Genomic DNA, 26,873 nt, shown 5'->3' with positions numbered 1-26,873 from the left:
CATTCCTTCACGTTCTCGCCTTGATCTGACAAACTTGGCGTTGCCAGAATTCATTTTGGGTTAATCGAGGTGCCCAACTATAAAACCTTCTAAGACAGCTGAATATTTTAAGCTTGTTCGCTCCAGGTATCTCTTAAACCAACCGTGCGATTAAACACCAGGCCTGGTTGTTTGTTATCGCGACAAAAGTAGCCTTCTCGTTCAAACTGATAAGCTAACTCTGGCGTGGCATCGGCTAAAGCTGGCTCAACAAAGCCTTGTTTAATCATTAAGGATTCGGGATTTAATACCACTTCAAAATCTTCAGCTTTGCCGGGGTTTGGCACATTAAACAAACGATCATACAAATAGAATTCAGCCGCTACCGCTTTACTGGCTTCAACCCAGTGAATCACGCCTTTGACTTTACGACCATCCGCTGGGTTTTTACCCAAGGTATCTGGGTCATAAGTGCAATAAATAGTTTTAAGCTCACCTTGTTCGTCATTTTCAAAACGTTCGGCTTTAATGATATAAGCATTACGTAAACGCACTTCTTTGCCTAATACCAAACGTTTAAAATGTTTGTTGGCCTCTTCACGGAAATCATCGCGATCAATATAAACTTCACGTCCAAACCAAATTTCGCGTTTACCCATATCTTCATTTTGTGGGTGAATCGGCGCTTGAATCGGCTCAAGCTGGTCTTCTGGGTAGTTTTCAATCACCACTTTAACTGGATTAAGCACCGCCATTGAACGCGGCGCATGCACGTTTAAGTCATCGCGTACCGCCGCTTCCAAAATACTCATTTCTGTAAAGCTATCGACTTTACTCACGCCAATGCGATCCGCAAAGCTGCGAATCGAAGCCGGCGTATAACCGCGGCGGCGCAAACCCGAAATCGTTGGCATACGTGGATCATCCCAACCGGACACCATGCGATCATTGACTAACTGGTGCAACTTGCGCTTCGACATCACGGTGTATTCTAAGTTTAAACGCGAAAACTCATACTGACGTGGGCGTGTTTCGCTCGGCAAGGTAATATTGTGCAAAATCCAGTCGTATAAACGGCGGTTGTCTTGGAACTCTAAGGTACATAAAGAATGGGTCACACCTTCAATCGCATCCGAAATACAATGCGCGAAGTCATACATAGGATAAATGCACCAAGCATCACCAGTTTGATGATGCGCTTGAAAACGGATTCGATACAAAATCGGATCACGCATACACATAAAAGCCGACGCCATATCAATTTTGGCGCGCAATACACACTCGCCTTCTTTAAATTCACCGGCGCGCATTTTTTCTAACAAACCACGATTTTCATCAATCGTTGTATCACGATACGGGCTCGCTTTACCCGGTTCGGTCAAACTACCGCGATATTCGCGTTGTTGCTCGGCGTTTAAGAAACACACATACGCCAAGCCTTTTTCCACCAGCTCCAATGCATAGTGGTAAAAAGATTCAAAATAATTCGAGCTATAACGAATCTCACCTGACCATTCAAAACCCAACCAGGTCACATCACGCTGAATTGAATCCACGTATTCAAGGTCTTCTTTTTCCGGATTGGTATCGTCAAAGCGCAGATTGCACTGACCCGAATAATCTTCCGCCAGTCCAAAGTTTAAACAAATCGACTTGGCATGACCAATATGCAGATAGCCATTTGGCTCAGGCGGAAAACGAGTTTGAATACTTTTATGCAACCCGCTTGCAAGGTCTTCATCAATTATGTTGCGAATAAAATTAGTGGCGCGTTCACCTGCTTCAGCCTGACTCATCGACAAAATCCATATAAGTGTAAAAAATAGTTAACCATTATAACATTGCAATTCAAGCATAACACGGCCTTAGATGCAGTTCCTTGCTGAGTTGATCAATGGTAAAATGCCCTCAATTCAATCTAATTTAAGGATCTGACCATGTCAAAATTACTGTTACGCATCGGCTTACTATTCAGCCTATTTTTTGCTCCATTTATGACCGCCCAAGCCGAAAATCCACGTGTTTTAATGGAAACCAGTCATGGTGCAATGATTATCGAACTTTACCCAGAAGACGCGCCAGAAACCGTCGAGAACTTTTTAGCTTATGTTAAAAGTGGGTTTTACGAAGGCACGGTTTTTCATCGCGTGATTCGCGACTTCATGATTCAAGGTGGCGGGTTTGAAGAGAACATGAAACAAAAACCGACCCTAAAACCGATTCAAAATGAGGCCGATAATGGCCTGCAAAACAAAATTGGCACGATTGCGATGGCGCGCACCAACGACCCACATTCAGCCACTTCGCAGTTTTTCATTAACGTCGCTAACAACAGCTCACTCGACTTTCGTGAAAAAACACCGCGTGCTTATGGTTATGCGGTTTTCGGACGCGTGGTTGAAGGCATGAGAACGGTCAATGAAATTCGCAACCTGCCTACCGGTCGCAGCATGGGTCACCAAGATGTGCCGTTACAGCCAGTTGTGATTCAAAAAGTACGTCAAATTCGTTAAATTTACACTCTAAAATCAAACATACCATACCACCAGGCCTGGTGGTATGGGGTTCTTATTAAAAAGGAAAATCAGAATGACACAGGTTGTTTTTCACACAACACTAGGCGATATCACGATTGAGGTCGATCATAAAAATGCGCCGATCAGTGCCGCTAATTTTGTGAAGTATGCTGAAGACGGTTTTTATACCGGCACCATATTCCACCGCATCATTCCCAACTTTGTGGTACAAGGCGGCGGCTTAGAACCTGGCATGGAAAGTAAAACCACACGTGCACCGATTGAAAACGAAGCCGATAATGGCATTAAAAACCTAAAAGGTTCATTGTCTATGGCGCGTACCATGGATCCAAACTCGGCCACCTCGCAGTTTTTTATCAACCTAAAAGACAACGACTTTTTAGATCACACCGGCAAAAACCCACAAGGTTGGGGTTACGCGGTATTTGGTCGAATTGTAGAAGGCATGGACGTGGTTGAAAATATGGCCAAAGTCGCCACTACTAGCCGCCAAGGCCATCAAGATGTACCGGTTGAAGATATTTTGGTGGAAAACACCACGGTTAAAGCGGCTGAATAACACTTGCCTTCTCACCCGCCCCATAGCTATCTTCTGGCTGACGTGCATCTTCAGCCAGACCATCATCACCCCATAAACCAAGCCTTTATAAGTTTTATTAGCCAACAAGCCTTGCAGGCCGATTCGGTTTATATTTTAGGTGATTTGTTTGAAACCTGGGTGGGTGACGATCTCAGCATTCCGCTGTATCACACTGAAATCAACGCGCTCAAAAAATTAACCGATTCTGGCACTAAGCTTTACATAGGATATGGCAATCGCGACTTTTTAATGCGTCAAGCCTTTTGGCAAGCCAGTGGAGCTGAGTTTATAGAGGATGAAACCCTTGCCCAAATTCAGGGTGTGGATTGTTTGCTATTGCATGGGGACAGTTTATGCACCGATGACAAAGACTATCAACGTATGCGTGATTGGTTTCGTAAACCTTGGGTGCAGTGGTTATTTTTGCATTTACCTAAAAAAACACGCCTGAATATCGCTCAAAAATTACGTCAACAATCGGGTAAACAAGCGCAACACAAACAAGCCGACATTATGGATGTTTCCAACCAAGCCATAGAAGACTTATGTGCGCGACATCCGCAAGTTGTGCATATCATTCATGGCCATACACATCGCCCCGCGCACCACTGTTTTATGCTAAACGGTATGCAAAAGCAACGTTGGGTGCTGGGCGATTGGCGGCCTGAAACCCAAATCATCAAAATCATTAACCAGCACATCAGCCTGATTAAATTAGATTAAAAACGCCATTCTCTGACCGTTAATCTAGCCGCTCGGCAGCTTTAGCGGCGGCCGCTATTTTTTGTTCTTCTTGCACGGGTTTTAATAAATTCAACTCCCCTTCTGAACGTGCAATCACCACGGCACCGACTGAATCACTAAAAATATTGACGGAGGTGCGCATCATATCCAACAATCGATCCACCACCAGTAAAATACCTAAAGCTTCAATCGGCAAACCGACCGCCATCAAAATAACACTAATCGCCACCAAACTGGCTGAAGGAATACCGGCTACACCAATAGAAGTAGCTAACGCCAACACCACCACTAATAGTTGCTGTGCCCAACTTAATTCGACACCAAACAACTGCGCAATAAATAATACTGCGATACATTCATACAAGGCGGTACCATTCATATTTACGGTTGCACCTAAAGGCAACACAAAGCTGGACACCCGATTTGAGACACCTGCACGCTTTTCAACATTCGAAATAGTCACCGGTAAGGTAGCCGATGATGAGCTGGTTGAAAACGCGGTTAACAAAGCGGGAAACATCGCTCGATAATGCAACCAAGGGTTTTGAATACGGCCGACAAACTTTAAAACCAAGCTCATTACAACAAAAAAGTGCAAAGCCAATGCTATGCAGACGGTGATAAAGAACCAGGCCAAATTTTCAAATTGCTCGAACCCAGTGCGAGCAACGGAAGCGGCAACCAAACCAAATACACCATAAGGTGCGAATTTCATCACCAGATTGGTGATCATCATCATGATATCAAACACACCCTGCCAAAAATCGTGCAAGGTTTCACGGGTTCGCCCGGTCAACTGTGTCATAAAATAACCGAATAAAATACTGAAAAAGATTAAGCCCAGCATCTGCATTTCGGCGGCGGCCGCAAAAACATTATCCGGCACCATCCTTAAAAAAACTTCAACAATATCGCCCGTGCCTTTACCTTCAAGCGCACCCATCAATTGCATATCGGCTTCAATTACAGGCGCCTCGCCGTGCCCGACACCTGGCTGAATGATGTTCACCACCGACAAACCGATAATAATCGCCGACAAACCGGTTAAGGCATAATAACTCAGGGTTTTTAAGCCCAGACGACTAAAACCACCTTGGCCACCGACATTACTTACTCCAATGATAATGGCCGATACGACTAACGGCACCACAATCATTTTGAGGGCATTTAAAAATAACGTACCGACAAAGTCATAAATCGCAATCCAACTTATCCCAAAAACTTGACCCGTTACCCCAGTTGTACTGCCCATTATGGCGGCTAAAACCAGTGCAATCATGATTTGCCAATGCAACGCTAACTTCATTCCCTCTCCTAATCTCGGTTATTCACTATCCGTAACCGCGCGATCACGGCCGGTGTTTTTCGCTTCATAGAGTAATTTATCGCAATACGAAATCAGTTGATCCGCGGTTTGATCCGGCTTTAAGTTGGTCACACCACAGCTTACATTCTGATAAAACCCTTCTTTAAACTGATAACTCGAAATTAACAGCCGAATTTTATTAGCCAAATCCAGTGCTTGCTTCAGATTGGTTTCAGGGCATATTAGCAAAAACTCTTCACCCCCCCAGCGACCAAACACATCACTTTTTCGCACCGTCTGTTTTACTAAACCGCTAAACACACGTAAAACCTCATCACCGGTTTGATGACCATATTGATCGTTAACGTGTTTGAAGTAATCCAAGTCAAACAGAATGATCGATAAATCTCGACCATAACGATGTGACACCACAATCAGGTCTTGCAATGACGCATCCAATTTATGCCGATTAAAAGCACCGGTTAACTTATCGGTAATTGATAATTTTTCAAGTTCAGCATTTTTTTCAATTAGCGCTTCTTCGGCTTCTTGCAGCCGACCATGAAAGGTTCTGAGGCGCAAAGTATAAAGGATAACTAAAAACAAAATAATCGAAATACCAATAAAGGCCGGTAACACTTTTGAGTAATCTACGCGAGTATCGTATTCTAAACGCACCCATTTTTCATAAATTTCGGCCTGTTGCTGAGGTGTGATCGAATCCAAACCTTTTTGTAGAATCCCTCTCAGTAAGGTTTCATCATTTCGCACACCCATCGCCAGATCAAATGAATAAGGCAATTGACCGGATATTTTTAAATTTACCAATCCTTCTTGTTTTATTAAAAAACTAACCGAAGCCAAGTTATCTACAAAGGCGAACACTTCGCCCAATGCGGTTTTTCTTAAACCGTCGGCCGTGCTATCCACCTGAACCAGGTTAATTTCGGGGTGATGGGCCTTTAACCATTCATGCGACGCATAATCCGTAACCACCGCCACCTTTTTACCTTGTAAATCATTTGCACCATCCAGAAAGTCGATGGCCTGATCCGTCACCACCACCATCGGTGAGCGAATATAGGGTCGGGTGAAACTAGCGTAAACTGAACGTTCAGGCGTATTGGCGGCCATGACTAACATATCCAGCTGCCCTTTTTGCATTAAACGCAACACGCTTGGCCAATCCGCATCACGTTCAACTTCAAACGTTAAGCCTAAACGTTGCGATAAAAGAGCCAGATAGTCCGCCGCCATACCGTCATGCTGACCCTTATTATTTATAAAATCAAATGGATACCAACTACGATCCACCCCAACTCGAATTGTCTTATTATTCGCAATGTAGGCTTGCTCTTCAGAGCTTAAGTTAATTTCACCAGCATTACTGTCTGACCGATTGTAAATATTTTTATCAATCGAAAACTCCATATCCAATAAACCTTGGCGAGCAAATAATTTGGAAATATGTTGTAAACGACCCCGATCAATTGTGCCAATCGGCACCGTAAAACGTGCCACAACTTGCTCAATACCATTGGCTTCATACATTAGAGCGTCAAAAGATTTATTGGTTGAATATTTATCTATAATCAGCTGCGCAATTTCGGCTTTGTTATCCAGCGCATATTGCCAGCCTTTAATCACCGCCCGTCGCATCGCTTCAACTCGCGCATAATTAGTTTCTATTTCACGCGAGGTCGTGAACAGCATGTCACCATACATATCAATGCCATAATTAACCGGGTTTAAGATATGGATATCCGCGCCTTTTTGACGCAGAACAAAAGGTTCGTTGGTGCTGTATCCATAAATCGCATCGGTTTCGCCGTTTAACAATACGTTAAAATCTGTAGAAAAGGGTTGGCGTATCACGCCCTGTTCTAAAATTCGGTATTCGGCCAACATCGCCATAATCGAAAAACCTTCCGCATCATTTTGGTAAAAACGTACACGTTTACCGACTAAGTCTTGCGGTGATTGAATACCAGAGGATTTTAATGTGATCAAAACATTTGGCGAATGTTGAAAAATCGGCGCGACAACCCGCACGCCGACTTTATGCGATTGATACAAAAACAAGGCGGAATCGGCAATACCATAGTCGGCTTGGCCATTAAGAACTTGTAGAATATTATTTTGTTCTGGATCACGTTCCAATAGGGTTACATCGAGCCCTTCTTCCGCAAAAAAGCCTTTCTCAATCGCCGCATAATAGCCAGCAAATTGGAATTGATGATGCCATTTTAACTGTAATGTAACTGGATCAGCGGCTTGAAGATTTAAGCTAAGGCCAAGCAGAATGCTGGCTAGAAATGCACTGAAAATATGGCCTGCAAATGTTCGAAATACCATATGTTCTCTTAAGTTTGAGGTTTTGAATCAATATATCGAAACTTACAGGGCTTGCCAATCAAAAATTGCGTTAATGCGGATTATTAGAACTTAGTGGTCAACCTTAATTAATCCGGACACTGAAACCAAGCAGAAAACGGCCCCATATTATGTACATCAACAAACCCTTGCCCCATCAGAATTTGTTGCGCCATATAAGAACGTTGGCCTGAACGACAAAACACCACCACCGGACGTGTTTTATCCAGCTTAAGCGCCGCTACCTGGTCAATCTCGTGCAACGGAATATTGATTGCGCCGGGTAGCTGAGTAGACACGAATTCTTCTGGGGTACGAACATCTACCAGCTGGGCTTGTTTTTCATTAATTAATTGCTTTGTGTCTTCGCAAGAAATAAACATCGTTTAACTCCAATCCTTAATTGGGGGCTAATATACAGGATACTAGACCAAAATACTCATATAAATAACCCATATCCCTATAAGAGAAAATACGGCGGCCAATAGATCGTCGAGCAGGATACCAAAACCACCTGATACCTTGGCATCAACCCAGCGAATCGGCCAGGGTTTTACGATGTCGAAAAACCGAAATACGGCAAATGCCGCCAACCACCACCAGGCCTGGTGATCGCCGGTCCAAGCTTGCGTTGGCAACAACAATAACACCAACCATATACCAACAAATTCATCCCAAACGATGCCGCCATGATCATGCACGCCCACCAGCTCTGCCGATCGGCCACAGATCCAGCTGCCAGCTAATAATGCTAGGCCAAATACGACCCAAGCCAGTTCAATGCTATAAATTATCAGCGGAATAAACAATGCGGCCCCAAGCAAGGTGCCCACTGTGCCAGGAGCTTTAGGTGATAAGCCTGAACCAAAACCAAAACCCAGCATTAAAGCTGGGTTTTTGAGCAGATCAGACCAAGTTGGATTGGTCATGTTATTTGCCTTTATGAGCTATTAAACTTTGCTAGATTGACGTTTGCGTGCCGCAATACGTAAACGCAATGCATTTAACTTAATAAAGCCTTCCGCGTCTTTTTGGTTGTACGCACCTTTGTCGTCTTCAAACGTGGCGATAGACTCATCAAACAAGCTGTTTTCTGACTTACGCCCGACTACAACCACATTGCCTTTGTAGAGTTTTAAACGCACCACGCCGCTTACGGTTTCTTGTGACTTATCAATCGCCGCTTGCAACATTTCACGCTCTGGACTGAACCAGAAACCGTTATAAACCAACTTGGCGTACTTAGGCATAAGCTCATCTTTAAGGTGCGCGGCTTCGCGGTCTAGCGTTAAGGATTCAATCGCACGGTGCGCTTTAATCATAATGGTACCGGCTGGGGTTTCGTAACAACCACGTGACTTCATACCCACAAAACGGTTTTCAACCAAGTCGTCACGGCCAATCCCATTGGCGCCACCAATTTTGTTTAATTCTTCCATAATCGTGGCCGGTGATAAAGCTTTACCATCTAAAGCAACAATGTCGCCTTTTTCATAACTTAACTCAATGTAGGTTGGTGTATCCGGCGCGGCTTCCGGTGACACCGACCAACGCCACATAGGTTCTTCCGGCTCATTCCACGGGTCTTCTAACAAACCGCCTTCATAAGAAATATGCAGTAGGTTGGCGTCCATTGAATAAGGTGACTTTTTGCCTTTTTTGTTTTCAATCGCAATGTTGTGTTGCTCAGCATAGGCCATCAATTTTTCACGCGAATTCAAATCCCACTCACGCCAAGGTGCAATCACTTTAACATCCGGCATCAATGCATAAGCACCTAGCTCAAAACGCACTTGGTCGTTGCCTTTGCCGGTTGCGCCGTGCGAGATCGTATCCGCACCGACTAATTGGGCAATTTCAACTAAGCGTTTTGAAATCAATGGACGCGCAATCGAAGTGCCTAATAGATATTCACCTTCATAAATTGCATTTGCGCGGAACATCGGAAACACGAAGTCACGTGCAAATTCTTCACGCAAGTCTTCAATGTAAATTTCTTTAATGCCCATTGCTTGCGCTTTAGCGCGCGCCGGCTCAACTTCTTCACCTTGGCCAATGTCGGCGGTAAAGGTCACGACTTCACATTGATATTCGTCTTGTAACCACTTTGCGATAATAGAGGTATCTAATCCACCTGAATAAGCCAGTACTACTTTTTTAACTTGCGACATGCTGTTTCCTTTTAATCTAAATCCTGACCAGAAAACCCTAAAACCAACCACCAGGCCTGGTGGTTCAGCGTTTAAAAATTTAACTGGCCTAAACCCTATAATTTTGCGGAATTATACCTTAAAATCCTAAGCTTTAGGACATGTCTATTAGACAACCTGATGCTTTATTTTAAATAAAAAGGCCAATTTAAATATGTCGTTAATGGATTACGTAAAAGTCGCGCCGCAATACCTTCTACCCAAACACCTGTTATCGAGCGGCATGCACTGGTTTATGCAAATCAAGCAACCTTGGATCAAAAACCAAACCATTAAAGCCTTAAGCAAAATTTACAAGATTGATATAACCGAAGCCGCACAGCCGGATATCGAATCCTACCGAGATTTTAATCAGTTTTTCACCCGTGCGTTGAAACCCGAAGCCCGCCCGATTCACGAAGGTGATGAGGTTTGGGTAAGCCCGGCCGATGGCGTAATTAGCCAATCCGCTTCATTAGATGGTAATCGCATGATTCAAGCCAAATGCCACGATTACACGGCTGAAGCTTTGATGGGCGGCGACATTCATTATGCCGAACAGTTTAAAAACGGCGACTTTGCGGTGATTTATTTGTCCCCCAAAGATTACCACCGCGTACATATGCCTATCAGCGGCAAACTCATGTCGATGACTTATGTGCCCGGTGATCTATTTGCGGTTAACCCATCCACAGTCAAACTAGTGCCCGGGTTGTTTGCACGCAACGAACGTTTGGTGTTACGTTTTGAAAGCCAACATGGCCCATTTTGTTTGGTGATGGTTGGTGCGATTTTTGTCGGCAGCATGGAAACGGTTTTCGAAGGCAAAATCACACCACCTTATGCGCCGACCTTACAACACTGGAATTACCGTCACGAACCTCACTACTTTGCAAAAGGTGATGAAATTGGGCGCTTTAACATGGGCTCAACGGTGGTCTTAGTGACCCCTGAAAATCAATTCCCAGCGCTGGGCGAACAAACTGAACGTTTTGTCAAAATGGGGGAAGCTTTTGAATTCCCCAACCCTCCGCAGCAACAAACCGATTACCCTGACAACAACGACGATGAACTTGATGAACACGCCACTGGAGGCTATTAATCATGAAACAGATTACGGCAATAATTAAACCCTTTAAATTAGACGACGTACGTGACGCTTTACATGATATTGGCATTCACGGCATGACCGTGATTGAAGTAAAAGGTTATGGTCGCCAAAAAGGCCATACTGAAATGTATCGTGGCGCGGAGTATGTGGTCGATTTTTTACCTAAATTAAAACTTGAGATCGCGGTCGCGAACGAAGTAGTTGATAATGCGATTGACGCGATTGTACAAGCCGCCCAAACCGGCAAAATTGGCGATGGTAAGATTTTTGTCACCAGCATTGAACAAACCATTCGTATTCGCACCGGTGAAACCGGTCCAGAAGCCCTTTAATTTGCTTCAATAGAAACCATCAATCTGATGGTTTCTATATTTCCCCTTTTTACCAGTAAGACACCCCTACTTCATTAACTTGGCAGCGTTTAGCCGTCCCACTCTCTGCAAGCGACACCACTTCCCACTGCCAAGTTTGACTCGTTTGCGGCGGATTTATTCCCCACCAAGGATCAAACTCATCGGTTTTTTCAGCCTGACGATTAAACTCTCGGTCAACTCGATCAGCTATTAAACACACACAAGCATTAAAACGCTGTAAATAATCTAAATGTGCCTTTATTAAGCCTTGCCCGAGTTGATCAGCTTGCGAGTCTGATATTTGAAATTTACGTTTCAACCAACGTACCGGTAACAAAGGTAATTGCGTAATAAGATTAAGTGACACGACCAAGTCAATCGCTTCATCATCCAACCAGGCTTTAGGCGTTTCGACCTTTAGAATTCCGGCCTGCAGTAGATGTAAGCTTTCGCTCACATCTGCCTCAATATATTCAATATTGGGATAGGATTTAAGCAACTTTAGCGCATTACGCGATATAACGAGATCAACCAACAACACCTGATCAAAGGTTTCGCTTAATAAGCCTAATGGAATGTCTTGTAGCGTACCGGCACCAAACACCAAAACTTTACGTCTCGAACGGCATGTCGATACCGCCTGTTCAATCGCCAACTGGCAGTTTTGATAATGCGGCTGCCAAGCGCTGTGACAGCGTTTAGCACGCGCAGACATGGCAATGGACTCATATAAAAACCCCATCTGACGCGCCAGTTTAGAGCTGGGCGTGGTCAAATATTGCCAAACTTCCCAGATCATTCGGCCAGCTCTTTAGGAATCATTATCACGATAATAAAGTGTCCAATTAATCCAAGCCCAAGGCTTGAGACTTACGCGTTAAGGTATTACGCCCCCAACCCAATTGAATCGCCGCATTCTGACGGTGGAAATGACTGGCCTGCAGAGCGGTTTCGATTAACACCTTCTCAAACAAGGGTTCGGCGGCGGTATGTAAACCCTCTTTACCCGACGCTAAAAAAGCTTCCGCCCAATGCCGCAAAGGAGTTTGCCAGTCATCCACTTGGCTATCGGACTCAACCACAGGGGAAGCCGAACGTAATTCTAAAGGTAGATCTTCCATATGCACCAATTTGTCTGGTGCCATAATCGTCAACCAAGTACACAAACTGCGCAATTGGCGCACGTTACCCGGCCAAGCTAAATTGGATAAAAAACGTTCAACTTCTTTTCCAAACTGTTTTTCTTCCAGTCCAAGGGATTGGGCTTCTTTATTCATATAAAATTTCAACAACAATGGAATGTCTTCTCGACGTTCGCGTAATGGTGGAATTTTGATGCGGATAATGTTCAGACGATACAATAAATCTTCACGAAAATGCCCATCACGCACCAACTGTTCCATATTCTGGTGGGTGGCGGCGACAATTCGCACATCGGCTCGAATCGGATCACGTCCGCCGACCCGATAAAAACTGCCATCGTTTAATACCCGCAGTAAGCGGGTTTGCAAATCGACCGGCATATCGCCAATCTCATCTAAAAACAAGGTGCCGCCGTGGGCTTGTTCAAAACGTCCGGTGCGCTGTGAGTGCGCGCCGGTAAACGCGCCTTTTTCGTGACCAAATAATTCCGACTCCAACAATTCTCGCGGAATCGCGGCAGTATTTAACGCCACAAATGGCTTATTAGAACGCGGGCTCAGTTCGTGCAGAGCCTGTGCAATCAATTCTTTACCCGTCCCGGTTTCGCCGTTTACGAGCACGGTCACATCTAGCTGTGACACCCGACCAATGATGCGAAACACCTCTTGCATCGCCGGCGCCGCACCAATAATGTTGAGCGGCTGTTTGCTGGCGGCTGACTCAGCACGTGTGCGAGTTGATCGACCACCGGACATCTGGCGTTTAATCGCGCGATCCACCAGGCTTAGGGCTTCATCAATATCAAATGGCTTGGGCAAGTATTCAAAGGCTTTACTTTGATACGAACGCACAGCGGTGTTTAGGTCAGCATGCGCAGTCATGATAATCACCGGAATGGTTTTATCAAATTCGTGAATCGCCTCCATAAACGTCAAGCCATCCATGTCCGGCATGCGAATATCACTCACAATCACGGTCGGTGGAAAATCATTTAAATGCTTTAACGCCAGTGTGGGCGAGTCGAATGATTTAACCTGATAAGGCTTATCTTCTAATGAGGCTTCTAATACCCAGCGAATCGAAGCATCGTCATCAACGATCCAAACAATCGGTTCGACATGGGTTTCACCTGGTTGTGTTTTTAACGTCATGCCTCACCTCTATCAAACGGTAAATATATATGGAATACGGTATGGCCCGGTTCACTTTCAGCGACAATCAAACCACCATGCTGACGCACAATGTTTTGCGCCACTGGCAGACCTAAACCTGTGCCTTCTTTTTTACTGCTCACCATCGGGTAAAAAATCGAATCGAATACTTCTTTAGGAATGCCCTCACCTTCATCATGAATACTCACGACGGCTACCAACGGAAAGGTATGCGTACCCAAGGTAAATTTACGTTCCACGCGGGTACGAATTGTCATCAAACCGCCATGTTTTTCCATCGCTTGCATGGCATTTTTGATTAAGTTCATCAAAGCTTGAATCATAGCCTCGAAATCCATCAGAATTTCAGGAATGGAGGGGTCATAGTCGAGCATTAACTGAACATTAGGTGGAAATTCAGGTTTGGTTACGCCCAACACATGCCGAATCACTTCGTGAATATTGTGTAATTCTTTTTGCGCGCTTTGACGCGGGCCAAGCATCGAATCCACTAAGTTTTTTAAACGCTGTACCTCTTTGGCAATCACATCTAAAAAACTCAAGGCTTTGGTGTCTTGTTGAAAGCGTTTTTGCAGAAGCTGGGTGGCGCCATAAATTCCGGCCAATGGATTTTTGACCTCATGCGCTAGGGTTTTAACGAGTAAATTACCGGCTTCGTATTGATGCCAGCGTTCGTCTTCTTCGACAATACGATGATGGCGTTCGGTATTAAATAACTCGACTAGCCAACCATCTTGGCCGTTATGTTCGTAGTTAGAAAAGGTGCAACTGATTCGTAGGCGCTGCAAATCGGGCAGTTGAACTTGATATTCGTGTATGGTTAAACGCTGCTCACCAAAGCTGGTTAAATCATCCACCAGGCCTGGTAATAATATCTTCCAAGGCACGCCCACAATCCGCTTGGTGCTCACCTGTAATAACTCGGCCGCGGCAATGTTCATATAACCGACTTTTTGCTGACTGTCGACCCAGATTACGGCCGTCGCCAGCCCATCTAATAACTCATCCCAGGCGGCTTGCTCAGCTAAGCTAGTCATGTAATATCACCGGTTTCAACCATTAGAGCCGTTGCTAATCGATAATCAAGCGCATGCAGACACTCATCCACTTCGATCATTAATGGGCCATTAAACGGGGCTTTGGATTTAATCCGCACCTCAACCCCCATGGTTAAACCAATCGAGGATAAATAACGCAATTCATCCGGTGAGCGATTTTTAATTCTGGCCAATTGAACTTGCGCACCTTCCGAAAACTCACTCAGTGGCACTAGGTTTTGGGGCAAAATTATGCCGTCTTGATCAGGAATCGGCGAACCGTGCGGATCGTGTGATGGCCGCCCTAACGCATCCCACATCGCATTCACCAACTTATCGCTGACGGCATGCTCTAACACTTCGGCCTCCGCATCAACCTCATCCCATGAATAATCCAATCGTTCGACTAAATATTGCTCAATTACACGATGTCGACGAATCATTTGCAAAGCTAATTGGCGGCCACTTTCGGTTAAAGACACACCATAATAAGGTGCGTATTCAACATAGTCCTGCTCAGATAACTTTTTAATCATATTCGAAACGGATGCTTGCGCCACACCCAATCGGCTTGCAATCGCCGAGGTGTGAACACCTTTGTCTTTAAGACTCAAATCTTCGAGTTTATAAATGCACTTTAGATAATCTTCTATCGCCTTAGACGCCGACATATCGTTCCTTGTTACTATTTAAACCTTAAGGGTTTTCTATTTTGCCCCATAACAAAGCAAAAATCTGCTTTTCAGTGCAACTGACCGTTAATTTTTTGTTCAATTATTCACTATAACCATCCGTTAAACACTAAAAACATGATTTAGCAAACCAAAATTCTTAAGCAAGATGTTTAATATTTGCATAAAGCAGACTGGATTTTTATTCAAGTTTAGCCTAGACTAAACTTTTGATTAGCACAATCAACACAACCTGGATAAATGAAGAATTTAATACAACTGATCACCCTAACGCTTGCGCTCAGCTTCAGCTCCTTTTTAATAGCAAAGCCAAAAGTACTTACCACCACCAACATTGTGCAGGATTTAGTTCAGCAAATTGGTGGTGACCAAATCGAGGCCAGCAGTTTAATGGGAATAGGCATTGACCCACATTATTACAAAGCGACCTTTGGTGATATGCGCAAACTGGCGCATGCGGATCTGGTGTTTTATAACGGTTTGGGCCTGGAAGGCCGTATGCAATCGGTCTTAGAAAACCTGGCCTCACTTAAACCCGTGATTTCGGTAGCTGATTATCTTAATCAAGATGACTTAATTTATGAGCAGGATGTGATTGACCCGCATATTTGGTTAAATGTGCGTTTGTGGACGCAAGCGGCCAAAGGTGTGCAAGCCACGCTGAGCGAAAAACTACCTGAACAAGCCGACTATTTCTCTGAGCGCACCGAAGCTTATATAAAAGAATTAAACGACTTACATATTTGGATTGGTGAGCAAATCAATACCATCCCGCAAAACCAGCGCATTTTAATCACCGCACATGATGCGTTTAACTATTATGGTGTGAGTTATGGCTTGGATGTAATGGGTTTACAAGGCATCAATACTACGGTGGAGTTTGGTTTGAATGATTTGCGCTTACTTAAAGAAGTCATCAAACAACGTCAAGTCAAAGCTGTGTTCATGGAACCCAGTGTACCAAAGCGCTCAATCGAATCGCTGATTGCCGGTGTTAAAGCCGAAGGGGGTCAACTTAAATTGGGCGGCGAGTTATTATCCGATACCTTAGGTGATCAAAAACAGGGAACAGACACCTATATTGGCATGTTGCGCCACAATACCAATACCATAGTAAAGGCGTTGAAATGAACGCATTAACTACCCACAACCTGAGCGCCGGTTATCAAGCCAATAAGGTATTGCAGAATATCAGTTTGGCTTTGCCTCAATCTCAAGCCACCGCCATCATTGGCCCCAATGGGGCGGGGAAATCAACCTTATTAAAAGGCTTGATGAACTTGTTGCCACAAGTATCTGGCGAAGTCAGCTTTTTCGGCGAGCCGCTCAAAAAACAATACCACAACATTGCCTATGTGCCTCAGCGTGAGGAAGTCGATTGGGATTTTCCGATATGTGTATTGGATGTGGTGTTAATGGGGCGTCATGGTCAGCTTAAATTTTGGCAACGACCCAGCAAACACGATCACCAACTGGCGTTACAAAGTCTCGACAAAGTCGGTATGCAGGCGTTTGCCCAACGTCAAATCAGTCAATTATCTGGCGGCCAGCAACAACGTGTATTTATCGCCCGCGCACTCGCCCAACAAGCCAAACTCTATTTAATGGATGAACCGTTTGCTGGCGTGGATATCGCCACCGAAAAAGCCATCGTCGCGTTATTTAAGCAACTCAAATCTAACCAACAAACGCTGGTGTGCGTGCATCACGACCTCAACACCTTAAAAGACTATTTTGACTGGGTGATTATGATCAATGGCGGCTTAGTCGCCTATGGCCCTATACAAGAAGTGCTCACGCTCGACAATCTAAATAAAACCTATGACGGACGTTTACCTATCTTACAAAACTTAGGGCTCGTGAATTCAGAGGGTTCAAATTAATGTTGGCATTTTGGCAAGATGCTAACCTGGCTTGGGTATTAACCGGCACACTGCTTCTGGGCATCAGCGCGGCGGTAGTCGGCGGTTTTGCCGTGTTACGACAACGTGCTTTAATTGGCGATGTATTAGCCCACGCCGCCCTACCCGGCATTATGGTGGCGTTTATTTTATTTGAAAGCAAAGCACCAGGCCTGGTGCTTATTTCGGCATTGATTAGTAGCCTACTTGCTTACTATTTAATTAGCTGGATCACACGGGTGAGCAAAATCAAGAACGATGCCGCGATGGCGATTGTGCTGTCGCTGTTTTTTTCGATAGGCATGATGGCATTGTCTTATATTCAAACACTCGAGACCCCCAATAAATCCGGGCTAGATCGTTTACTGTTTGGCCAAGCTGCCGCAATTACCCAGCATGATGTCATTTGGTTAAGCTGGGTCGCGATTATTTCGCTGTGTTTTATTGCGGTGGTATTCCACAAGTTACGTTTAATGAGTTTTGATCCGCAATATGCGCAAACCTTAGGCCTTAACTTAAAAGCTTATGAGCTGAGTTTTGCACTGGTACTCGTATTAACCATCGTGATCGGCTTGCAAATTGTGGGCGTGGTATTGATGGCGGCGGCTTTATTAATCCCGATTACGATTGCGCGTTTTTGGTCGCAATCTTTAAAATCTCTCCTAGTGATCGCCGCAATGATGAGCGTGATCAGTGCCAGTATCAGCACTCAGATTTCGTTGATGATTCCACACATGCCGACCGGCCCTTGGATTGTGTTAATACTGGGGCTGTTATTTGGTTTATCTTGGTTAATCGCACCCCGAATTCAAGGCCTACGCCATGTATGAGTTTTGGATCTTCATCACCGCCAGTTTAATCGCCACCTCCTGCGCGTTGGTCGGTAGCTTGTTAATTTTGCGCCGCATGTCGATGCTGGGTGACGCAATCAGCCATTCGGTGTTACTGGGCATCGTATTGGTGTTCATCTTATTTGGTCAAACCAATGTAATTTGGCTGTTAAGCGGCGCGGTTTTGGTGGGACTGTTAACCGCGTGGTTAAGCGAATGGATTCATCAAAAAGCCGCGGTACCGGCCGATGCCAGTTTAGGACTGGTCTTCACTTGGTTATTTGCTTTAGCCATTATTTTAATCGCAGTTTACGCCGACCACGTCCACCTCGATCATGATCATGTGTTATTTGGTGAAATGGCGTTTATTCCTTTTAACACCCTGCACGCGTTCGATATTAACTGGGGCCCGAAAGCTTTTTGGTTATCGCTGGGTGTGTTGTTAATTAACCTCGTGGTGATTGGATTCGCGTTTGAACGCTTTAAACTCAGCAGCTTTCACCCGTTACTGGCGACCACTTTAGGTATCAGTGCTGCATTTTGGCATTATATGCTAATGAGTTTAGTGTCTATTACAGCGGTCGCGTCGTTTGATGCGGTAGGATCGATTTTAGTCGTCGCCCTACTGGTGATTCCGGCCAGCACAGCCTATTTATTTGCCAATAGCTTGGCAAAAATGCTGCTTTATTCCGTGCTCTTCGCTCAAGCGGCGGTGTTGATTGGACTGGGTTTAGCCGCGTGGATAGACAGTGCTTTATCGGCCTCAATGGGTGTGGCCGCCGGGCTGCTACTGCTAATTAGTTTATTGATTAAACGACTCCAGCAAGCCCGACACACCGCCCATATAGCGTCAAAACTATAAAATCCAGCGACTAGTCGACCATTAAGCCTCTCACCGCATCGGCATCTGGAAAAGCAAACCCGTACATTAGGGCAAACAACAGTAAAAATACGGTTCGCGTTGGCCCGCTAAAACGAATCATAGGGTGCGCTAAAATAATAAAACCTAAACTGCTCACGGCCGATCCCCAAGCCAACAAGGTCAGGGCCAAAAACAAGCCCACCGCGCCCAAACCCATTACATAGTAATGCCAAGTAAACGGGATGCGTTCTTTCTCCATTGCGTCTCCTTCCAATCCTGATTAAACTAGCTCACTATTGTAGAACATTAGGAGTCGGTCACATGAATAAAAGTGTCGTTGTCGTTGGATTAGGCGAATTAGGCAGTGTATTAGCACGCGGTTGTTTAAAGTTAGGTTATAGCGTCACCCCGGTTACCCGTCATAATTCAATGGCTGAACTGGTTGATCAAGTTGATCCAGAGGCCGTAATTATTGCAGTAGGTGAAGCCGATATTCATACCCTGTTGAGCGAAGTGCCAGCACGCTGGCAAGACCGCTTAGTATTAATTCAAAACGAGCTTTTACCACGTGACTGGCAAGCCCATGCGATTGAAAACCCAACCGTGATTTCGGTTTGGTTTGAAAAAAAGAAAGGTATGGACAGCAAGGTAGTGATGCCCTCGCCTATTTATGGCCCAAAAGCACGTTTAGTTTTCGATGCGTTAGCGCAACTTGATCTACCTAGCTATATCGTGGATTCTAGTGATGAACTTGAATACGAGCTGGTGCGTAAAAACCTCTATATCCTCACCACCAACATTGCCGGCTTAGAAGTCGGTGGCGACGTTCAACAACTTGAAACCAAGCACGCTGATTTAATGCAAGCGGTGGCGAATGATGTATTAGATATTCAAGACTGGCTTACCCATCAAAAACAAGATCGCCAACGTTTAATGCAAGGCTTAAGTGAAGCCTTTGCCGGTGATCCTGAACACAAATGCATGGGGCGCTCTGCACCGGCTCGGCTTACACGTGCTTTAGGTTTTGCCAGCGAAGCCGGTATTAAAGCCGAACAATTAAATAACATAGCCAAAAGCCAGCTAAACTAATTCATGGGCACCTCGATTAACCCCTGAACTAAAGAAATCAAGTCTCTTCTTTAAGCTAACTGAGCGACCAACTCCAAAGAAATTTTTTCTAGCATAAAGGTTTCCCTCTGAATGGATTGGCCCATGGTTTTTTCTTGACGGGACATAACCTGGCGGTTGTGGTTCATGGCCTCATCAACTGAAATCCATACAGGTTTCATGCCATTGGCAACTTCATAGTCTTCCATGCGCACCTCAGCCAGTTGCGAGGCCACCTCACAAACAAAGAAATGCGACGTCATATGCATCAAGTCGTAGTCCGGTTTCCAATAGGGTCGATACTCTTCGATAAAACCATAATGCGCCTGCACCTGAATATCACGCGCACCAGTTTCTTCTTCCAGCTCACGTTTTAACGCCACTTGAATATCTTCGCCCTGATCAACGCCGCCGCCCGGCAAACTAAAATCGTTATAACGCTCGGTAAATAACAACAGAATTTTATCCTCACGCAAAACGATGCCACGAGCCGCGTGACGTCGCAGAACACGTCCATCCCGTGAACTAAGCTCAGGATGGATCAACTCTTTAAGTAATTTCATATACGTTCCTAAATAGGGTTTTTCAGATCAAAGCGTAAACATTTGCAACGCCGAGAGGAATGACTTGGCGTGGCCAGAATCAACCAGGGGTTAATCGAGCGGCCCTAAAGCGATTGCATTTTAAAACGACTTTGGCAGGATAGCAAAAAATGGTTAGGCATTTTCGGCTTAGCGGCATTCATGAAAACCTGAATTTAGCGCAATATCAGTCAATAACTATTTGAAACCACCATTAATTCACTGATTCTTAATACTAACCAAAATAAAATTTATACTATTTTAACCTTATATATCAAAACCCTAATAAGCTTGAAAAGCTTGCTAAATAGGCGTTAAATCAGAAATCAGAATTTATAACCTGGTCAGATAAAACATGAAAGTCATAAAAACCATACAAGGCTGGGTAAATCCCAACCAAAAAACAATTCAGTTTAATGAACGGTTACATAGTCACTACGCAGATTTATATCGCTTGGCTTATTCTTGGGCACAACAAAAACCCTTATCCCAAGACCTGGTACAAGAAACCATGCTTAAAGCCATCGAAAAAAATCACCAGCTCAAACAACTGGATGAGATGATGCCTTGGTTATGCAAAATCATGCACAACCTGTATATGGATAAGCTGCGCTATGATCATAAATGGTTATTTGTGGAAGAAACCGAAATCGACAGTCAGCTTTCAAGCCCTTCTTCTGAAGATACCTTTATTGAGGAGCAAACCCACTCTAAAATTCATCAAGCCATCGGTGAACTCAATGCCGGACAGCGCGAAATTATTACCCTAGTAGATTTACAAGACTTGAGTTATCAGCAAACTTCCGAAATACTAGACGTGCCAGTTGGTACAGTTATGTCACGCCTTTCGCGGGCCCGCAATCAACTTAAACATTTACTAAAAGAAGATAAAGCCGTGTCAGGCGCTAATAAAGTGGTCTACCTGGAGGCCCAGAAATGAATAATCGATTTTCCCTTTATCAAATTCATGCCTATATGGATGGCGAAATGTCGCCTCACGAAATCGCCGAGTTTGAACAAAAACTGGCGACCAACCCAACCTTAAAAGCCGAATTATGTGAACTCACACATAACAAACGTCAAGTGCATCAACACTACTCACGCATTAGCCCGCCCAAACTAAACCTGCCTAGATTAAAGTCAGCCACTCAATTTAGCAGGATAGCCGCCTCGATTTTGTTGGGCGCTTTGCTCGGATCGGCTTCCCTTTACAGCTATCAAACGCTCAACCCACTAGAGATCAAAGTGGCGATAAATGATGCTGCAACCCCTGTCGCGACAAATTTTGTTGTGCATTTAGACACCAACCAACCCGATAAGTTGGCGGCCACCCTCGAAAAAGCGCGTTATCTGCTTGATACCCGTCCAGATGCCCAAGTTGAAATCATTGCAAACCACGAAGGTATTCAACTATTTGATGCCTCGCTAGCAACCTCAAATCAGGTTATGCAATTATTGAGTCAATACGATAATTTGCATTTAATGGCCTGCCAGCGCACGGTTGAACGCTTAGAAAAACAAGGTGAGGCCTTCCATCTACTGCACAAAGTACGTGCCGACTCGCCGGCGGTGGATGAGGTCGTGGCCAAAATGAAACAAGGCTGGACCTATATTAAGATTTAATAATATAGCTTTATATATTTATTTGATTTAGCAATAAAAAATAACGATGGAATAAATAGGGAATAAACGCGTTATTTATATGAGAAACAAAGAAACTAAGCTTTCTAAAATAATTTAAATATAAATAATGAGGTTATTCAGATGAAAACATTAACAACCCTATTTTCGATCACCTTAGCCAGCTTACTGGCTTTAACATCCACTCAATCCTTGGCGACTGAAAATAAATACAGTGAGCAAAAAGTGATTTACCATGTCAATTACGATGACATAAAAAGACAAGGTGGCGCGCTTAGAAATATCCAAAACCATATCAATGGTGTCGGTGCGGATAGACTTAACATAAAAGTGGTTATGCACGGCAATGGCATCGAACTATTAAGACACGCTAAAACAGACCCAGCCTTACAAGCGCGCGTGGATAACCTAAAATCTCAAGGTGTAGACTTTAATATTTGTGCAAATACACTTAAAGGAAAAAATATTGCCTTAAATGAATTATATGATGCAAAACAAAGCGACATTGTGCCGTCTGGTGTAGCGGAGCTGGCGCATTTACAGCAACAAGGTTATATGTATTTAAGACCTTAATATTGCCAAAAGCTAGCAAGTTGGTTAAAACCAACTGAACATTTATTCTTTAGCTTTTTTTATAAACCAATTTTAGCCGCGTGATTCGATGAAACACGCGGTTTTTTCATGTCCAACCACCCGCATTGATCTGAACTTTATTCCGACGTACCTTCGACAATATGGCATTTTTTAATCCACAACAGGTGATGAGCGTGCAGGGTTTCAATTGATCCGATTAAGGTATCTAACGGTTCGTTAACAATCGCTTCTTCCAAAATTTGCTTCGATTTTAGCCGACGGACAGTTGAATGTTCACGTGCTGTATTTTCAAAATCTTCCAAAGAGCTAATCTAAGGTTTTAAAGCCAAAACGAACGCTTCGGTTGACGATAAAATATGATGCGCTTTGGCGCGAAAGTCAGGATGAAGCATAGAAAGCCTCACTAGGTTGAATGGAGTTTAGTTTGGGTTAGACCCAATAACAGATCTAACCCACCAAGTTTAGCCAAGCACCAGGCCCGGCACTTGGGACATTAACCTTGGATACGCATGTGCGGAAATAGCAACACGTCTTTAATGCTGGCTGAATCGGTGAATAGCATGACTAAACGGTCGATACCAATGCCCTGCCCGGCGGCGGGTGGCATGCCGTGTTCTAGTGCGGTGATAAAGTCGGCATCGTAATGCATGGCTTCATCGTCGCCTTCGTCTTTTGCGCGTACTTGTTCCATAAAACGTTCAGCTTGGTCTTCGGCATCGTTGAGTTCTGAGAAACCATTCGCCAATTCACGTCCTCCGATAAACAATTCAAAACGATCCGTCACAAACGGATTGTCATCTTTACGGCGTGCCAAAGGTGATACTTCCGCTGGGTATTCGGTGATAAAGGTGGGGTCCATTAAACGGTGTTCAACGGTTTCTTCGAAAATCTCAGTTTGAATTTTGCCTAAACCATAACCCGGACGCACATCAATTTTGAGCTTTTCAGCCAACGCGATGCAGTATTCAATATCGTCTAAATCATCCGCATTGACGCCTTCGTTAAACATGGCGATGGATTCTTTTAACGGAATACGTGCAAACGGTTTATCAAAATGGAACACCTGACCTTGGTAGGGCACTTCGCCGCTTCCTAGTGCTAACTGCGCCAGTTCTTTAAACATTTCTTCGGTGTAGTCCATCATGTCGTTGTAATCGGCATAAGCCTCATAAAACTCCACCATGGTGAATTCTGGATTATGACGAGTTGATAAACCTTCGTTACGGAAGTTACGGTTGATTTCAAATACCTTCTCAAACCCGCCGACTAACAAACGCTTTAAATAAAGCTCTGGCGCAATACGCAAAAACAATGGCATATCTAACGCATTGTGATGGGTGACAAACGGCTTGGCTGATGCTCCGCCGGGGATGACCTGCATCATCGGGGTTTCAACTTCCATAAAGCCTTTGCGTACAAAGTATTCACGCATCGCCTGGATGATTTTTGAGCGCATCTCAAAAGTCTTGCGGCTTTGTTCAGACATAATCAAATCCAAATAACGCTGGCGATAACGTACTTCTTGATCCTGTAAGCCATGGAACTTATCCGGTAACGGACGCAAAGCTTTGGTGATCAACTCAATGGATTCAACATGGATGGATAATTCGTCGGTGTTGGTTTTAAACAAATAACCAGATACACCCACAATGTCGCCTAAATCCCACTTTTTGAACTGTTCATTGTAAAAACCTTCCGGTAACTCATCACGTGTCACGTAAACCTGAATGCGCCCACTCATGTCTTGCAAGGTGGCAAAGCTGGCTTTGCCCATAATGCGACGCAACATCATACGACCGGCTAATTTAACGCGCACTGGCTCCATGGCCGCCAATTCTTCTTTGGTTTTAGCGGCATATTCGTTTTGCAAATCCATCGCCAACACATCACGGCGGAAGGTGTTGGGATAAGCTTGACCAATTTTACGCAAACCGTCTAACTTGGCGCGGCGTTCAGCGATAATTTTGTTCTCATCGACTTCTGGCGTAGGTGTTTGTTCTGACATTCGATTTTCCCTAAATTTTAATTCTGTAATCAACCACCAGGCCTGGTGGTTATAAGCCTGCTTTTAAGCTGGCTTCAATAAACTGGTCTAAGTCGCCGTCTAACACCGCGCTGGTGTTGCCGGTTTCAACATTGGTTCGTAAGTCTTTAATACGCCCAGAATCCAACACGTAAGATCGAATCTGACTGCCCCAGCCAATATCCGACTTGGAATCTTCCAAGGTTTGCTTCTCAGCATTACGCTTCTGCATTTCGAGCTCATAGAGCTTAGCACGCAACTGCTTAAAGGCTTCGTCTTTGTTTTGGTGCTGTGAGCGCCCGTTTTGGCACTGCACCACCGTGTTAGTGGGTATATGCGTAATCCGCACCGCCGATTCAGTTTTGTTTACGTGCTGACCACCGGCGCCACTGGCGCGATATACGTCAATTCGCAAGTCCGCCGGGTTAATATCGATCTCGACATCATCATTGACTTCCGGTGAAATAAACACCGAAGCAAACGAGGTATGACGACGGCTGCCGGAATCAAACGGTGATTTACGCACCAAACGATGCACACCGGTTTCAGTGCGCATCCAGCCATAAGCATAGTCGCCCACGACATGAATGGTCGCACCTTTAATACCCGCGACTTCGCCGTCGGACACTTCTAACACTTCGGCTTTAAAACCTTTCGATTCAATCCAGCGTAAATACATGCGTAATAACATGCTGGCCCAATCCTGTGCTTCGGTGCCGCCAGAGCCGGACTGAATTTCTAAATAACAGTTATTTGGGTCCATCTCACCCGAAAACATACGCTGAAATTCAAGCTCATCAAGCTTTTTGGTTAAGCTATCGAGTTCAGTTTCGACTTCTTCGACCATGCCGACATCGTCATCGGCTTCGGCCATTTCTAGCAGTTCTTTACAGGCTTCTAAGCCGCCTAATAATTCATCTAACGTGCCGACAATCTTTTCAAGCTGGACTTTTTCTTTGCCTAAGCCCTGAGCTTTTTCTGGGTTATCCCAGATTTTAGGGTCTTCTAATTCACGCGATACTTCGACTAAACGTTCCGATTTGGTTTCGTAGTCAAAGATACCCCCTCAGCACATGGCTGCGGGCTTGGTAATCGTCTATTCGGTTGTACAGTGGATTGAGTTCCATTTGCGCCTTAATCCCATTAAAATTAAACCGTGAATAATACCATTATTAGCCAAATTCTAGGAGCGTTTTTGAACAATCGGGCACCAACCCTCAAGCTTTCGTTTATTTGGCCGATAACTTAAATGACGCAAACCACCAGGCCTGGTGGTGAAATAACACATTAAATAAAAAGTGCGTTAAAATAAAAACAAGCTAACCCCTTGACCAGAAAAGGATTTTACTATGGCTATTCAATCAGCTCACGGCCTTAACCAAGCTTACTCTAAAGTGTCGCAAATCGAAAATGCGACGCCTCAGAAGAAATTACTCGACAATCAAGCTCGCCAGTCCGAGAAGTTTTCGCTGGATGGCTCTAATGCATCCAGCCAAGCGCCCGGGCAAGACAAGCCGCTAACCAAAGAACAACAAAAGGTTGAGCAACAAGCCAACTTAATTGAGCATTTGTTTGGCAAAGGCGCCCCTAAAGAAGCCAATGCTTTGCGCATTTTGTTCCAGGAAACCATTGAAAAACTGAATGAGGTTTTAGCACCGGACTTGGGCCCAAATGCAATTAGCGCTGAAAAATTAGCCGAACAAGGTGGCATGGAATATTGGTCACCAGAAAACACCGCTGGCCGTATCGTGCAAGGCACCACTGGTTTTTTTGAATCTTACAAAGCCGCTAACCCCGATTTAGAAGGCGAAGCTTTATTGGACAAATTCTTAAGTGTAATTGGCGGCGGGATTGAATCTGGCTTTAAAGACGCGACCAACATATTGGAAGGGTTTGGGGTTTATAAAGATTCAATTAAAGACAATGCAGAAAAAACGCACGAGTTAGTGAAGCAAGGACTCGCCGCTTTCCGTGAGCAGCAAATGCAAGCCATGGGACTCAGCAGCCCAAAAGAATCCAGTGATGATGTGCTAACTCAAACCACTGGTTCGGATTAAGTGCCAGGCCTGGTGCTCTATATCTAGACACCCGGTTTTGCAGGATCTAGGTTTTGCAGGA

At 44.5% G+C, this 26,873-nt stretch carries 29 protein-coding genes; 14 read left to right on the top strand and 15 right to left on the bottom strand.

What is annotated here, in order from left to right; genetic code table 11:
- Nucleotides 1–107: 107 nt before the first annotated feature.
- A complete protein-coding gene (gene glnS / locus IBX48_RS05560) occupies nucleotides 108–1,775 on the bottom strand; it encodes a glutamine--tRNA ligase (RefSeq protein ID WP_296831650.1) in 1,668 nt (555 codons plus the stop codon).
- A gap of 141 nt (nucleotides 1,776–1,916) precedes the next feature.
- On the opposite strand from glnS, the gene IBX48_RS05555 reads away from it, so the two are divergent.
- The 3 genes from IBX48_RS05555 (at nucleotide 1,917) to IBX48_RS05545 (ending at nucleotide 3,819) form a co-directional block, all read left to right on the top strand.
- Nucleotides 1,917–2,492, top strand: coding sequence for a peptidylprolyl isomerase (locus IBX48_RS05555; protein WP_296831648.1), 576 nt, complete (start codon nucleotides 1,917–1,919; stop codon nucleotides 2,490–2,492).
- Between the two features lie 76 nt (nucleotides 2,493–2,568).
- Complete coding sequence (locus IBX48_RS05550; RefSeq protein ID WP_296831647.1) at nucleotides 2,569–3,075, top strand: peptidylprolyl isomerase; 507 nt, start codon at nucleotides 2,569–2,571, stop codon at nucleotides 3,073–3,075.
- A gap of 3 nt (nucleotides 3,076–3,078) precedes the next feature.
- Nucleotides 3,079–3,819 (top strand): UDP-2,3-diacylglucosamine diphosphatase, encoded by a 741-nt coding sequence (locus IBX48_RS05545; protein WP_296831644.1) that lies wholly within the window; start codon nucleotides 3,079–3,081, stop codon nucleotides 3,817–3,819.
- A 19-nt stretch (nucleotides 3,820–3,838) separates the two neighbouring features.
- On the opposite strand, the gene IBX48_RS05540 is transcribed toward IBX48_RS05545, so the two are convergent.
- From IBX48_RS05540 to IBX48_RS05520, 5 genes are all read right to left on the bottom strand, one after another.
- Nucleotides 3,839–5,146 carry a dicarboxylate/amino acid:cation symporter gene (locus IBX48_RS05540; protein WP_296831642.1) on the bottom strand — a complete coding sequence of 436 codons (1,308 nt, stop codon included), beginning with the start codon at nucleotides 5,144–5,146 and terminating at the stop codon, nucleotides 3,839–3,841.
- Between the two features lie 18 nt (nucleotides 5,147–5,164).
- Nucleotides 5,165–7,501, bottom strand: a complete 2,337-nt coding sequence (locus tag IBX48_RS05535; RefSeq protein WP_296831640.1) for a transporter substrate-binding domain-containing protein — start codon at nucleotides 7,499–7,501, stop codon at nucleotides 5,165–5,167.
- Nucleotides 7,502–7,608: 107 nt separating this feature from the next.
- Nucleotides 7,609–7,902 carry a rhodanese-like domain-containing protein gene (locus tag IBX48_RS05530; RefSeq protein ID WP_296831638.1) on the bottom strand — a complete coding sequence of 98 codons (294 nt, stop codon included), beginning with the start codon at nucleotides 7,900–7,902 and terminating at the stop codon, nucleotides 7,609–7,611.
- A gap of 42 nt (nucleotides 7,903–7,944) precedes the next feature.
- Nucleotides 7,945–8,448 carry a phosphatidylglycerophosphatase A gene (locus IBX48_RS05525; protein ID WP_296831636.1) on the bottom strand — a complete coding sequence of 168 codons (504 nt, stop codon included), beginning with the start codon at nucleotides 8,446–8,448 and terminating at the stop codon, nucleotides 7,945–7,947.
- A gap of 21 nt (nucleotides 8,449–8,469) precedes the next feature.
- Complete coding sequence (locus IBX48_RS05520; protein WP_296831634.1) at nucleotides 8,470–9,690, bottom strand: argininosuccinate synthase; 1,221 nt, start codon at nucleotides 9,688–9,690, stop codon at nucleotides 8,470–8,472.
- A 193-nt stretch (nucleotides 9,691–9,883) separates the two neighbouring features.
- Between IBX48_RS05520 and asd the strand changes: the two genes are divergently transcribed.
- Nucleotides 9,884–10,810 (top strand): archaetidylserine decarboxylase, encoded by a 927-nt coding sequence (gene asd, locus IBX48_RS05515; protein WP_296831631.1) that lies wholly within the window; start codon nucleotides 9,884–9,886, stop codon nucleotides 10,808–10,810.
- Between the two features lie 2 nt (nucleotides 10,811–10,812).
- Complete coding sequence (locus IBX48_RS05510; protein ID WP_296831629.1) at nucleotides 10,813–11,151, top strand: P-II family nitrogen regulator; 339 nt, start codon at nucleotides 10,813–10,815, stop codon at nucleotides 11,149–11,151.
- Nucleotides 11,152–11,200: 49 nt separating this feature from the next.
- Here IBX48_RS05510 and IBX48_RS05505 read toward each other — a convergent pair whose 3' ends face one another.
- From IBX48_RS05505 to IBX48_RS05490, 4 genes are read right to left on the bottom strand one after another with little or no spacing between them, the layout of a single operon-like run.
- Nucleotides 11,201–11,971, bottom strand: a complete 771-nt coding sequence (locus IBX48_RS05505) for a hypothetical protein (RefSeq protein ID WP_296831627.1) — start codon at nucleotides 11,969–11,971, stop codon at nucleotides 11,201–11,203.
- Nucleotides 11,972–12,017: 46 nt separating this feature from the next.
- On the bottom strand, nucleotides 12,018–13,466 hold the full coding sequence (gene ntrC / locus IBX48_RS05500; protein WP_296831625.1) for a nitrogen regulation protein NR(I): 1,449 nt from the start codon (nucleotides 13,464–13,466) through the stop codon (nucleotides 12,018–12,020).
- Entirely contained in the window at nucleotides 13,463–14,524 is a 1,062-nt protein-coding gene (gene glnL, locus IBX48_RS05495) for a nitrogen regulation protein NR(II) (RefSeq protein ID WP_296831623.1), read from the bottom strand. The genes ntrC and glnL overlap by 4 nt, the downstream gene beginning before the upstream one ends.
- Nucleotides 14,521–15,195, bottom strand: coding sequence for a metal-dependent transcriptional regulator (locus IBX48_RS05490; RefSeq protein WP_296831621.1), 675 nt, complete (start codon nucleotides 15,193–15,195; stop codon nucleotides 14,521–14,523). The genes glnL and IBX48_RS05490 overlap by 4 nt, the downstream gene beginning before the upstream one ends.
- A gap of 261 nt (nucleotides 15,196–15,456) precedes the next feature.
- Between IBX48_RS05490 and IBX48_RS05485 the strand changes: the two genes are divergently transcribed.
- The 4 genes from IBX48_RS05485 to IBX48_RS05470 are packed head-to-tail and all read left to right on the top strand — an operon-like array spanning nucleotide 15,457 to nucleotide 18,809.
- Nucleotides 15,457–16,347 carry a zinc ABC transporter substrate-binding protein gene (locus IBX48_RS05485; RefSeq protein WP_296831619.1) on the top strand — a complete coding sequence of 297 codons (891 nt, stop codon included), beginning with the start codon at nucleotides 15,457–15,459 and terminating at the stop codon, nucleotides 16,345–16,347.
- Nucleotides 16,344–17,099: a metal ABC transporter ATP-binding protein gene (locus IBX48_RS05480; protein WP_296831618.1), complete on the top strand. Its 756-nt coding sequence runs from the start codon at nucleotides 16,344–16,346 to the stop codon at nucleotides 17,097–17,099. The genes IBX48_RS05485 and IBX48_RS05480 overlap by 4 nt, the downstream gene beginning before the upstream one ends.
- Complete coding sequence (locus IBX48_RS05475; RefSeq protein ID WP_296831616.1) at nucleotides 17,099–17,947, top strand: metal ABC transporter permease; 849 nt, start codon at nucleotides 17,099–17,101, stop codon at nucleotides 17,945–17,947. Before IBX48_RS05480 ends, IBX48_RS05475 begins: the two co-directional genes overlap by 1 nt.
- A complete protein-coding gene (locus tag IBX48_RS05470; RefSeq protein ID WP_296831615.1) occupies nucleotides 17,940–18,809 on the top strand; it encodes a metal ABC transporter permease in 870 nt (289 codons plus the stop codon). The genes IBX48_RS05475 and IBX48_RS05470 overlap by 8 nt, the downstream gene beginning before the upstream one ends.
- Before the next feature lie 10 nt (nucleotides 18,810–18,819).
- Here IBX48_RS05470 and IBX48_RS05465 read toward each other — a convergent pair whose 3' ends face one another.
- Nucleotides 18,820–19,068, bottom strand: coding sequence for a hypothetical protein (locus tag IBX48_RS05465; protein WP_296831613.1), 249 nt, complete (start codon nucleotides 19,066–19,068; stop codon nucleotides 18,820–18,822).
- A gap of 62 nt (nucleotides 19,069–19,130) precedes the next feature.
- Between IBX48_RS05465 and IBX48_RS05460 the strand changes: the two genes are divergently transcribed.
- Nucleotides 19,131–19,898, top strand: a complete 768-nt coding sequence (locus IBX48_RS05460; RefSeq protein ID WP_296831611.1) for a hypothetical protein — start codon at nucleotides 19,131–19,133, stop codon at nucleotides 19,896–19,898.
- A 50-nt stretch (nucleotides 19,899–19,948) separates the two neighbouring features.
- On the opposite strand, the gene IBX48_RS05455 is transcribed toward IBX48_RS05460, so the two are convergent.
- Complete coding sequence (locus tag IBX48_RS05455; RefSeq protein ID WP_296831609.1) at nucleotides 19,949–20,479, bottom strand: NUDIX domain-containing protein; 531 nt, start codon at nucleotides 20,477–20,479, stop codon at nucleotides 19,949–19,951.
- A 373-nt stretch (nucleotides 20,480–20,852) separates the two neighbouring features.
- On the opposite strand from IBX48_RS05455, the gene IBX48_RS05450 reads away from it, so the two are divergent.
- From IBX48_RS05450 to IBX48_RS05440, 3 genes are all read left to right on the top strand, one after another.
- Nucleotides 20,853–21,437: an RNA polymerase sigma factor gene (locus IBX48_RS05450; protein ID WP_296831606.1), complete on the top strand. Its 585-nt coding sequence runs from the start codon at nucleotides 20,853–20,855 to the stop codon at nucleotides 21,435–21,437.
- Entirely contained in the window at nucleotides 21,434–22,120 is a 687-nt protein-coding gene (locus tag IBX48_RS05445; protein WP_296831604.1) for a hypothetical protein, read from the top strand. The genes IBX48_RS05450 and IBX48_RS05445 overlap by 4 nt, the downstream gene beginning before the upstream one ends.
- A gap of 141 nt (nucleotides 22,121–22,261) precedes the next feature.
- On the top strand, nucleotides 22,262–22,711 hold the full coding sequence (locus tag IBX48_RS05440) for a DsrE family protein (RefSeq protein ID WP_296831602.1): 450 nt from the start codon (nucleotides 22,262–22,264) through the stop codon (nucleotides 22,709–22,711).
- 137 nt (nucleotides 22,712–22,848) lie between these two features.
- On the opposite strand, the gene IBX48_RS05435 is transcribed toward IBX48_RS05440, so the two are convergent.
- From IBX48_RS05435 to prfB, 3 genes are all read right to left on the bottom strand, one after another.
- Nucleotides 22,849–23,034, bottom strand: coding sequence for a hypothetical protein (locus tag IBX48_RS05435; protein WP_296831599.1), 186 nt, complete (start codon nucleotides 23,032–23,034; stop codon nucleotides 22,849–22,851).
- A 191-nt stretch (nucleotides 23,035–23,225) separates the two neighbouring features.
- Nucleotides 23,226–24,737 carry a lysine--tRNA ligase gene (gene lysS / locus IBX48_RS05430; RefSeq protein WP_296831597.1) on the bottom strand — a complete coding sequence of 504 codons (1,512 nt, stop codon included), beginning with the start codon at nucleotides 24,735–24,737 and terminating at the stop codon, nucleotides 23,226–23,228.
- 49 nt (nucleotides 24,738–24,786) lie between these two features.
- A protein-coding gene (gene prfB / locus IBX48_RS05425) for a peptide chain release factor 2 (RefSeq protein ID WP_296831595.1) occupies nucleotides 24,787–25,882 on the bottom strand; the annotation gives its coding sequence in 2 pieces (ribosomal slippage) (nucleotides 24,787–25,809 and nucleotides 25,811–25,882; 1,095 coding nt in all).
- A 222-nt stretch (nucleotides 25,883–26,104) separates the two neighbouring features.
- On the opposite strand from prfB, the gene IBX48_RS05420 reads away from it, so the two are divergent.
- Complete coding sequence (locus IBX48_RS05420; RefSeq protein WP_296831594.1) at nucleotides 26,105–26,812, top strand: DUF5610 domain-containing protein; 708 nt, start codon at nucleotides 26,105–26,107, stop codon at nucleotides 26,810–26,812.
- The last annotated feature ends 61 nt before the right edge of the window (nucleotides 26,813–26,873 follow it).

The organism is Thiomicrospira sp., from assembly GCF_014859555.1.
Taxonomy (GTDB): domain Bacteria; phylum Pseudomonadota; class Gammaproteobacteria; order Thiomicrospirales; family Thiomicrospiraceae; genus Thiomicrospira.
The sequence above is the reverse complement of the archived record's forward strand: the minus strand, read 5'-3'. Positions and strand labels throughout refer to the sequence as shown.